Genomic DNA, 12,737 nt, shown 5'->3' on the forward strand with positions numbered 1-12,737 from the left:
TTGAATATTTTCATTTGGGAGAATCGCTCCGTCACTTTAATAAATTTATCTGTACAGCGTGAAATGCCCCACAAATTCACGAGCGTCTTTGACATCATTCAGTTTTAAAACATACCAATAATCTCCTGAAGGAAGCTCCGTTCCGTTATATCTACCATCCCAATATTGTCCTAGTCGATAATTACCCACTTTACGGCCGTATCTGTCAAAAACTTCGAAAGTCAAATCTTTATAGTTTACCGTACATCCAGGAGCCCATACATCATTGATACCGTCTCCATTTGGCGTAAAGTTATTCGGAATACAGACATCGATATACTCGAAATACCTGGTAGCCGAAGCGACACAACCATTACCGTCCGTAACGGTAACAGTATAATTTCCTGATTTGTATATGATGAAATTAGACTTATTGCCATAAGATTCTCCATTAAGCGTGTACTTATAATTCCCTCCACCACCTGCGGCTACAGCAACGATTTCATTCAATCCACCGTCATTCAAAACAAGTGTCAATGGTTCTACTTGTTTAATTTCAAAATTAATGGTTTGCTGTTCGCAGCCATTACTATGTCTTGCCGTAACAAAATGGAAACCAGGAGTCAGATTAGTGAACACACTTGAAGCCTGGAAGTTACCTCCGTCTAAAGCATAATCCACATCGGCAGGATTGGTGATACTGTCATCAATGGTAATGGTCACCGAATTGGCAGCAGCATTATTCACGCAACCGTAATCTACTATAGCAATTGGGTTCATGTTTATAGACTCAGGTAAAGCAACAAGCCAATCCGTTGTACAACCATTAGCATCGCGAATGAAAACAAAATGGTTTCCGCCACCTAATCCTGTAAAGTCAAATTCCGTTTGGGATGCTGTACCTGTGGTGTAAGTTCCGTTAATATCTCCCAAGCTAACACTGTAAGGTGCTGTCCCGCCAGTTATTTCAATGCTAAAAGCACCGTCTTTGTCTCCAGCACAAATTTCCGGAAAAACAGAATCCGCTACAGTGGAAACACTTAACAAACTAGGTTCTTTGATTTCGAAATCTTGCACTATAAAGCAACCGTTCTCATCTTGAATCACCACCTGATATACTCCAGTAACCAATTCGTCAAAAACACCAGAATCAAAAAACTGATCCAAACGCGGTGAAATGGCATATTTGATTTGGCCTGTACCGCCAGAAGCGTTAATTTCTATTTTACCATTGTTTTCTCCGTTACAAGTAACATCTGTTTTAGTAATACGATCAATTGTTAATGGAGTTGGTGGTTCCGAAACAGAAATTACTTCAGTATCATATTGACAGTCATCACTGTCAACTCTTACAATATAATCACCAGCTGAAAGCTTATCAAAATACCCATTTGCCTGACTAGGCCTAATAGGATTTTTAGCACTGTCTAATAATGTATAAGAATAGTTTCCTAATCCACCTGTAGCACTGGCATCAATCGTTGCTGAGGCATCACCTTTACAATACACAACAGCATTAGTTAAATCTAAAACGAGTGATAAAGGTGTTATCTCGTTTATAGTAACATTGTTTGAAATAAAACTCACACAACCCTTTTCATCTCTCACATAATACTGATGATCTCCTAAGCCAACAGAGAAAGTTTCTGATACTGTAAATGTCCCTAATGGTGTTGTAAAATTCTTATCCGTACTATATTCGTATTTTCCTGTTCCACCGCTTGCGCTTAAAGTAAGCGTCGCAGCGTCCTTACAAGTTATTCCTGATGCCAGTACTAATGTTGCTTCAACCTTAGTTGGTTCATCGATTATAATATCAGCTGTAGGTTGAGAAACACAATTAAGACCATCAACAACTGTTACCGTATAGATTCCAGCAGCTAATCCTGAAAATATAGGATTAGCTTGAGGCGCAGAAGAAAAAACTGGATCAGCAGACACATAATTTAAAATGTAAGAATAATTGCTTCCTTGACCTCCAGTTGGAAGATCAACCACTATTTCACCTATAGTTCCACCATTACAATCTAACATATTTGCCCTTGCGTTGGCTGTAACTATTATTGGGTCTGGATCTTTTAAAGTTACGGTTTGTGTTTCAACACAACCGCCCATGTCTTTTACATTCACCGTATAAGTTCCTGGAGTCAGGTTTTCGAAATAGAATTGATCTGAATACGCAACACTTATTGCAGCCGGACCTACTCCCACTAGTTCATACTTATAATATGCTGACCATCCACCATCAGCACTTACGGTAATCGTACCATCATTACCTGGATCACAAGTAATTGGAGTCGAGTTTACCGAAATAGATAAATCGGTATTTGGCTGTGCGATTGTAAATCTAGTTTCCACCTCACAGCTTGGTGTTGCAATCAATTTGGCTTTAACAGTGTAAATTCCCGCCACTAAATTAGGAATTGTAATCTGAGCTCCTACAGTTGTTCTCACAGGATCAGTACCTGCTGGTCCAGTAATCGTATATTCAAAAGCTCCTGCAGCATCGCCATTATCCAATTGATTGTCAACAAAAGTTAAATCTACACTTCCGGTAGCTGTTCCATAACAAATCACATTTTTAACATTACTGGCTACTAGATCAAAGGTGTTAGGTTCGTTTACATAATGAATCGTTTTTATACTACACTTTGTAATGGTATTCGTAACCGTAATAGCATAACTTCCAACTGTTAAATCCTTGAATTCACCAGAATTGTTAGTTTGCGTAGCATACGGTATTGCATTACCAACTGTCCCTAGAGTTGCATCATCTACTGTTGCTACAATAGTATATTCTAAAGGAACTGCGGCACCTCCTGTAAGCGTCACATTAACCTGAATATCTTCGTTATTAACACATGTAATCGCTTTTGTAACTGTAATCGCTGATGGACTAGCAAAATCAATAGCTACAAATGGGTTGATTGTTGCAGTTGTTGTTCCTACGCAACCATTAGTATCATAAACATTGATTACATAACGACCTCCCAATAAATCGGTTTCTGTATAAACAGGGTTATCCCCTCTTTGAACTGGAATAGGGTTTCCGTCTCTTAAAAACTCGTAAATCTTGAAATCATTAGAACCACCTGCTGGCAAGCCTACAGTTATAGTGGCATAATTCGTTCCGTTAGTTCCCGGAGCACAACCATATTCATCAACGACTGGAGGTTGAACGGTAATAGCTAATGGTCCATCGATAGTTACATCTTTTGCAACTTCACAACCTCTTCCTGAAGTAGCCGTTACAACATACTTCCCAACTGCTAAACCACTAAATACAGGAGTAGTCTGACTTCCTCCTATAGGAGTTCCAGTAGCAAAATCTGTTAAAACATAACTATAAACAGGATTGTTATTTATGAATGCTGTAGGAGCTGTCAATTTTACTGTAATACTTCCATTACTGTCTCCATTGCAAATTACATCCGTTTTAGACAAAGTGAAATCTATATCTTTATTTGCAGCATTAATTATTACTTCAATTTCTTTCGTACATAAGTCCGGAGTTCCCTTATCTCTAACACTAAATATATAAGTACCAGGAGCTAATCCGGCAAAAACTGGCGAAGAAACATAACCACCACCATTTTTACTATATTCATAATTTGTTGGAACACCGCTGCCACCAGACGCTTTTAATGTTATTTCCCCTTCCGTTCCATTACAAATTGGGCTTGCAGTAAGATCATAAGACAATTGTAATGGATTCAAAATTGTTACCTGAAACGGAACTGGATTAATACATCCATTTTTATCTCTTACTGTTACATCATAAGTTCCCGGAGCTCCTACTGTAATAGTTGAATTAGTTGTAAAACCACTACCGATACTATACTCTAGACTACCAACTCCCGTTGCTGTAATTTTAATATCATAAGTTGCTGTTGGGCTTGGGCATTGACTAACAGCAACAGCCGCATCAATAACTGGTGATGCATCCATTACAATAGTTACTGGACTATTCTTCGGACAACCATTTGCGTCCTGCACATATACAACCCAATCCATATCTACTCCGCTGTTGGTGTCGACCTCTAATACTTTGTTGGATCCAAATACTGTTGGAGCTGGATCACCATCTTTTACAACAGCATAACCATAGTTTTCTGTTCCGCCTGTTGCAGTAACTGTTATCGTTGCTAATTTCTTATCACAATTAATATTGGTAGCCGTAGTCGTAAAATCAAGTGGATCAGCTGGCTCAGCAATTATAAAATCAATCACTTCGGCAATGCATCCAGAAACATCATCCGTTACAGTAAAGGTGTACTTTCCGGCAGCTAATCCTGTATAGGTAATCACATCACCACTTTGTGATGGAACAGAAGCAGTAGTAGCAAGGTTATAAGTATACTTAGTTGCAGTAATATAATTACTTACGGTAAAAGCTACAGAACCAGTACTGTCACCCTTGCAAAACACATCACCAAGCAACTGTGCAGTGACGCTAATTTCGTTTTCTGTCTTAATTGTAACTGATTTCTCAATGCTACATCCTAATACTTTATCGGTGACCTTGATTTTATAAGTAACGCCTGGTACTAAACCTGTAAACTCATTTAAACCTACACCACTTCCTGGAACTAGTACAGTAGGGTCGGGATCTAGATATAAAATCTCATAGCTATAATCACCTGATCCACCGGCTACATCAGTTACAATAACCTTACTCTCAGCAGATACCGTGTTACAATAAATTGGTGTAATGTCAAGCGTCATCGCTGTTGGTGGATTATATGGATTTACCATTACATCGCCAGTTATATTACAACCATTCCCATCTAATACCACATAATCAACCTTTTGTGATGTTCCAACCGCAAAAGTATTATCGTCGCCAAAAGGACCACCATTAAAACTGTAGGTATATGGAGCGGTTCCTGTTCCAGCAGTTACATTAATTGTCACGACCGCATCTTCAGGAGTGTTTGTCGCACTACAACCAAATAATTTTACCACTGGTGTTGCAGCTAAGGCAACAGGCCCTTTAATTTCAATTGTTTGCTCATCAGAAAGACATTCTTTACTATCTCTTACAATAATCTTATAAGTACCAACTGCCAATCCAGTAATTTTAGCTATTGGAACAAAAGCAGCACCATCTATACTATATTCATAAGGTAATAATCCATCTTTTGGAGTGATGGTAATGGTTCCGTCTGAATCTCCAAAACAACTTACCAAGGTGGCATCCGCCGTGAAATCAGGTTTTGTTTTTGCCGTTACCACAATTTCATTAGAGATTGCTTGACAACCTTTGGTATCCGTTACTCTAAAAATATAAGTACCTGCTATTGCGGTAGTCAATACATTAGGGGTCATAGAGGTATAAATTCCTCCATCGTTTGTCGAATATTCATAGGTTACATAAGGACTCGTTCCTTCACTTGCGGTCAAAGTAATTTTAGCATCTCCATCTACTGCAAAACAAGTTAAGTCATTATCTCGTTTCGCCTTTAATATCAACTGCTTATTGACTTCATAAGGAGTTGTTTTAATACAACCATTACCATCCTGAATATACAAAGTATAACTTCCTGGTCCATAAATTGTAAATTTTGGATCGCTTACATAGGTAACTCCATCAATACTATACATTGCCGTGCCGATCGAAACAGAACCTGTAATAGTAACATCTATTGATGCTCCTTCAAAACATGGGGCCGTTTGTGGATCAATTACTGGTTCAGCGTCTTTAATTAAAGAGATTGGGAAAGATTTAATACAATTGTATTTATCTTTTGCCCAAACATAATAGCTCCCTGCATTTTTCTTGAAAGTATTTTCATCTGCCCAATTAACATCATCTACAGCTGGCATAGTTGCTGAAACTGTAATTTGATACTTGTAAGGTCCTGTGCCATCCATGGCTTCAGCAGTAATAATGCCTAGTTCATTACAATTTTCGTTTTTAGACACAGCAGCTGTTACTGATAAAGGTCTAGCCGACTTAGTAATATTAAATGCCATAGAAGCAACACTACAACCAGCATTTGGCCCCGTAGTTTCTTTAACCAACACATAATAGTTACCAAAAGGCAAAGTTCCAATATCCTTGAGTTCCAACTCTCCTTTTACTACAGGAGGCCCTGCAGAAACGAATCCCGGAACAGTCACAGGTAATGATGGTAAGCCTACTTGAACCAATGATTGAGAGTTGAAAATTTGATAGGTCACATCTACTGGACCAGCATAATCACTACTAATAATCAAAGACACTTTTCCATCTCCCGCAGCAAGATCAGCACAAGTTATATTCTGTGCTACCGGAGCACTCAATTCTAGTTTTGAATTCGTTGGAATGGCAGTCTCAGCTGTTTCATAATAATAACATCCTGTCGACTCATCATAAACAACAAAGGTATACTTAACTCCAGGTGTTAAACCTGTAAAATCTGCTTTCTTACTACCAGGATTAACACCCGGAGGAACACCAAGTACAGTTTCATTCTTCCATGCTGGATTAGCAGTATTATAAACCATTGGTGGACCCGTATAAATAGCGAAATGGAACGGACCATTAGTAGTTAAAGTCGTACCAATTTTAACCTCAGCAGATCCTAGCGCTATGCAATCTGCAGTCGAATTAATACTAATATCCAAATCCCTAACATCGGATGCCACTAAAACATCTTGCACTAAAACGGAACAGCCATTGGCATCCACTACATTAATTTGGTACAAACCAAAATCAACAACATTAAATTTAACAGAAGTAGTTCCAGCGTTATTTAATTCTTCCTCTTTATAGCCATTTACACCCGTTACATAATAATTATATGGAGCAGTTCCACCAGATCCACCAACAGCTCCCGCTGTTCCATCAGTAATCGAATCAATAATTATAGAACCTTTAGACGTTGAAGGCACTCCAGCAACACCTTCCACGCATGTAATTGGAATTTCAGTGTGATTAATGGTCATTGGTTTTGGTTCCGTAATGATAATATCTTCTGAATCCGTACATCCTTTTGCATCGGTAACGGTTACCGTATAAGTACCCGCGGTTAAACCGGAGGTTTGGCTACCATAATCCTTATAAGTTGGAGCCGTTCTTTCCACTTTAAACACAAATGGTGCCTGTCCTTTTGCAGGATCTAGTGTAATTGAAATCGCCGCTGTTGCTTCTCCACTACAATTTATGAGTTTCGTTTGCTTAAGTCCTACTTCATCAGTAGTTATCGCTGTATCGTCTATTTCAGGTGGAGTTGCCAATGTTATGTCAATTGTCTTAGTTGTTACAGCTATACAACCATTACCATCAGTAACCCTAAAAGTAAATTTCCCTGCAGTTAATGTTTTGAATATATTCGAAGGCATTAAAGTATAACCAGCGTCCAAACTTTCTTTGTATTCATATTTATAAACTGGTCTTCCCCCACCAACAATCAAGGTAACTTGAGCCTCAGCTGATGTCGTACAAGTAATATTTTTATCAAACCTCGGAGTCAGCGTTAACTGTTCATCAATTGTAATGGTTTCAAAATCTTCACAACCATTTCCATCTTTGATACTAAAAATATAGGTACCCGGACTAATATTCTTGAAAATTTTCGTGTTTTGATACACCCCATCCATACCATAACTTGCTGTTCCAACTGAAACTGTACCAGAAAGTGTAATATCCACAGGAGTTCCCATATAACAAGGTTGCGTAATTGGATCTAATGTTGGCATTTCGTCACTTAATATTTCAACTGTTTTAGTAGTGGTACAACCATTAACATCTTTTACATAGACCACCCAATACTTGTCAATTCCTCCATTTGTATCTACGGTTAAAACACTCTTGTTAGCAACATATACTGGTGTAGATAAATCTCCTGATTTTAAAACGGCATAAGAGTAATTAGTCGTTCCACCAGAAACGGTTACTGTAATTTCTGACTCATCTTTCTTACAGTTAATTTTGGTAGGTACTGCACTTATGATTGTTAATGCATTTGGTTGACTTAGAGCAACTGTATAAGTAGCTGTACAACCTGTAGTTCTATCCTTAACTACAATAGTATAACTACTAGCCACTAAATTACTTAAACTAATTGTTGCCGCTGATTGATTAGTCTTGTTATCAATGGTAAATCCCAAAGTATTGGTAACAACATAATCATATTTGTGTGAATTTAATCCACCCACAGTGAATTGAATATCTCCTTTATCTCCGAAACATTTAATTGGTGTAAGCACACTTCCTCCAGCTGTAATATCAGGAACTGATTTTACATTATAATCCAGCGTAAAACTACATCCATTTCTATCTGTAGCCGTAAAAGTATAATCTCCTGGCGGCAGATTATATTGTCCCGACGCTTCTAATTGAATACTGGCGCCTGAAGCAACATTAATAACTTGGTAACGAATAGGCGATTGTCCACCTATTGTCTGAAATTTAACGTGTGCTGTATAGTCTGGACACTCTAAGCCTGTTTCAAAAAACACATTAATACCTGTTGGCCCACTTAGTGCTGCTATTACAACGTCCGGAAGTCTGACTTCACAACCGTTTTTATCTTTGATATAAGCGTTAATCGTACCAGCCTTTGTTGTAGAAAAGGTGTTCGCTGTCGTATAATTAGTATTTCCATTAAAACTATAAGTGTATCCTCCTGCGCCACCGGCAGCATCTTTAATCGTTACAATAGCTGCTTTAGTTCCTGTACTGGAGCAAGCTAAATCCGTGGCAGAAATAGTTGCTGTGACTGGTGTTGGGTCTGTTAGCATAATCTTTTCTATACCAGACAAGCAACCTTTACTATCTTTTACTTGATACGAATACTCTATTCCTGCCTTTAAGCCTTTGTAAATTGTTGTTCCTGAAAATGCACTTCCTGCAAAAACCGTACTTTCAGCAAACTTATAGTAATATCCTGGAGAACCTCCAGAACCCACTAATTCCACCTCACCATTAGCATGTCCTATACATTTTGGAGCGGTTGGTTTTGCAGTTACAATTGGATTTGTAATTGGGTTAATGGTCGCTTTAACAGTAGTAATACAACCTTTAAAATCTTTTACTTCAAATTCATAAGTACTCGCAACTGCGGTAGTGTATGTAAAAGTAGTAGCAGAAGGATAAGCAATTATCCCAGGACCTGTTCCGGAAAATACAGTGACTACAAACGGAGCTGTTCCGCCTGTAATTGTTCCAGTAATCACAGCTTCATTGTTAGGCGCAACATCACAGTCTAACTCTGTTGTACTATCAATCTTTGCCGTTAATTTTGCACTAATATCTTGACTAATCACGGCTGCTTTACAACCGTAACTATCCGTGATTTCAAATTCATAAGTACCGCTAGCGGTCGCATTATAAGTTAAGACAGGGCCATCAAAAGTAGCACTTGGACCAATAGCTTGACCACCATTAAATGTGGTTGTATAAGTATAAGGTCCTACTCCTCCTGTAACTTTCACTTTGATTTCTGCACTACTATCAAAACATAAGTTTGAAGGCTCAAAAACGGCAGTGGGCGGTATTGCAGCAACAACATCTACTGCGGCTGGAACCGCTGTCTGACATAAATTTATATCTTTGGCCACAACAGTATAACTTCCTACTGGCACATCAGTAAATTCTTCCTCAACTTGAAAAGGACGCAAAATAGTGCCATCAGCATTCAATAATTGATATTGATATCCTGGAGTGCCCTCAGTTGCCTTAGCAGTTATCGTTGCCCCAAAAACACAAGTTGCATCGGTAGTAACCTTAGCATCAATTATTAATGCCTTAGGCATTTTTATCTCCTGCTTTAAAGGGAAAGTACAACTTTTCGCTGAATTATCATATCGAATACTGATATTATAAATTCCACTTGCTAATCCAGTTAATGTAACACTTCCACTGGTTACAGCTGGAGATGGTATTTCCGTTTGCCAATTAAGACCTCCATCAACTGAGTATTGGAATCCTTTTACCGGATCAAAATTTTTGGCCGATAAAGTTATTTCTCCATTTTGCTGGCCATTACATTGTATGTCCTTGTATCCCGTAATACCAGCCGAAAAAGCTTTACTTCCATCTACCACTATTGGGAAATCGGCAGTTGTATTACACGATTTTGGAAGTTGGTAAACCAAAATATCATCAATAACGGCATCGTTACCACTATATAGAATACTTCCTGAACGTATTTTGAAAGTTAGATTAGTATTATCTCCTGGGTTTAATGATAATGTTTTCAGGTTCCACGATTCATTATTAGGTATAATCCCAGTGGCTTGTGAGGCGACAACTCTACCTGATTCATCAACCAATTCAATAATAAAATCCGGATTAGCTGCATTTACAGTTTTTCGCAATAAATTCCCTAAATATACATCAATAATGACGGGTTGATTCGGGATTACATCATTAATGGGTTTACTGTACAATACTCCATAAGGACCCGCGGCACTACCAATATTCACCAGTAAGAATCTTCCTTTAGGATCCAAAGGAAGGCCTGCTTTGTTTCCTGGGCTTGTAGTATGATCTTTATAATGAAACCAGGCACCTGCATTGGTTCCGTTTGGGTCATCACTTCTCCAAAAATCAGAAGTTACCGAGTATTGGTTATCCTCAACCGATCTTGTACCACAGTTGTAAGGACCAACTACTCTCTGGTCATTGAAGCAATAAGCCGTTGCAATGCCGGGAGTCGTCGTTGAGGCTCCGCTTCCAAAATCTTCTTTCAATAAATTACTATAGGTAGAAACGCTTAACACGTTATAACTTACTGTTATCGTATGATCACCCTGACTTACGTTTTTAAAAACATTCGAAGGACTATTCAAATTAAGAACGCCATCTAAATAGTAATCATAACTAAACTGAGTACCCACACTGTTGGTAACTGTCACAGAAGTCGTTGCTGTTCCATCGCAATTAAAAACAGGCGGATCAACTGTAATAACTGGTTTTTGTGGTATTTTATCTATTGTTATCGCTTCCATTACAAAAACACAGCCATTTGCATCTTTAACAGATGGAATGTATGTGCCTGGCATTAAATCTTTTTCAGGCAAAGTACCCCAACTTCCACCACCATCAAAACTATACTGATAAGGAGCCGTTCCTCCTTCAACATTCGTAATCCTTGCTCGACCTGCTCCGCCAGAGCGGCAGCCGGCTAATTCAGCAACTCCAGCCGATGCCGTTAAAGCCTTTGATCCGCCTATCTGAACTAGTATTGAGGGGTCGGAGCAAAACTTACCACTATTGATATCTGATCTTTTAAATCGAACTATTACAATGTAATTATCTGGAACAAGATTAGAAAAAACATAATCTCCTCCTTTGAAATTTTTCCCGTTATCGATGCTATATTCTATGGTATATAATTTTGGTTCCGTTATGTTAAGGCTTATTTGTCCTTTATCATCTTTACATTTACTGTCCACCCTATTAATAGTGTAACTAGGTTTGTCAACAATAGGAACAGTAACTGTATTATCGATAAAGCAACCATTTGCATCTTCTACACGAACCACATAAGTACCAGAACTTACCGTTTTAATTTTATTACTAATTCCATTACTTACAAATCCTGTATTATTTACATTTACTAAATATTTATAAGGCGTAGTTCCTCCGGTTGCCGTTACTGTAATTTCACCAATATCACTACAAGCAGATAAATCATTTGTAATGGTTGCAGAAGCTTTTAGTTGAGTTGGACTCGTAATAGTAACAGTCTGAGTATCTACCATACAAGCATTACCTTCTACTGAAGTAACCACTTTATAAGTACCTGAATCTAATTCTTTAAAAGTGTGGTCTACACCATCTGGGAAGACAGGCCCACCTACTTTATTATTAGCACTATTAAAAATTTCGATCTTGTATTGTTTAACACCAGTTACATTTACTTTTATGCTTCCTTTATCTCCGTAACACTTTGGTGAAACAACAGTAGTTGTAACTCCAAAATTCACACTTTTTATTTCAAGATTGATAACTTTAAATTCACATGAGCCAACCACATCTTTTATTCTAATAAATGCTGTGTAGTTACCGGCAGTTCCTGTTGTGAAAACATTACTGTCCTGCCAGGTTCCCGGAGTGCTACTGGTAGTAAAACTATATTCATATCCTGGACCAAATCCACCAACAGTAATTTTCCCGTCAATCTGGCAAGTACCGGTACCGTATTTTACAATATCACTTTTTGCAACTGCTGTAGGCACTAAGGTATTTTGATATACGTTAAAATAATACACATAAGGAGTTCCTGTTTTGTCTACTATTTTTACTCGAAATTGACCCGCTGAATTAGCCAAATAATCTTTTCCAGTTGCAACTTGTGCCCAACAAGATAGGGCCGCACTTTCATTAGCGCAGTCACTATTAGAAACAGTAATACAACTACCTCCTGAAATAAATCTTTCCCAAATAATGGATTGCGCATCCGTAATTCCTGTCTCAATAAGCCGGGAATCATTTCCTCCGCATAAAAACAATTTCGGCAATTCTTTTCCATTATTGGGACAAATTGAGACTTGTCCTGAATAAGGTAATTCTGCATATTTAATTACGGGGTTTTTATCCACAACTATAAAATCTACAGCCTTTGTCCCCTCATTACTAAGCACTTGTTTTTCAGTAGCGGATATATTTTTTTCTATTCGAAAAATATCTCTATCCGAATTTTTTTGAGATTTGGAGACATAAGATACCAGATTCTGCGAATAGGAAATGAAACCCTGTAAAAAAATTAAAGTAAGTAGGCTTACCTTAAGAAAAGTAGTTTTATGCATGGTATTATTTTTTATTT

1 protein-coding gene is annotated in these 12,737 nt (G+C 38.0%); it reads right to left on the reverse strand.

Going from position 1 to position 12,737, the window contains the following annotated elements:
* Positions 1 to 45 precede the first annotated feature (45 nt).
* Complete coding sequence (locus BUB25_RS03915) at positions 46 to 12,720, reverse strand: T9SS type B sorting domain-containing protein (RefSeq protein WP_072940286.1); 12,675 nt, start codon at positions 12,718 to 12,720, stop codon at positions 46 to 48.
* Positions 12,721 to 12,737: the final 17 nt, after the last annotated feature.

Source organism: Flavobacterium granuli, from assembly GCF_900129705.1.
Taxonomy (GTDB): domain Bacteria; phylum Bacteroidota; class Bacteroidia; order Flavobacteriales; family Flavobacteriaceae; genus Flavobacterium; species Flavobacterium granuli.

Excerpts from the sequence above, each read along its gene's own strand:
- BUB25_RS03915 (WP_072940286.1), bottom strand. The coding sequence starts at position 12,720 with ATGCATAAAACTACTTTTCTTAAGGTAAGCCTACTTACTTTAATTTTT.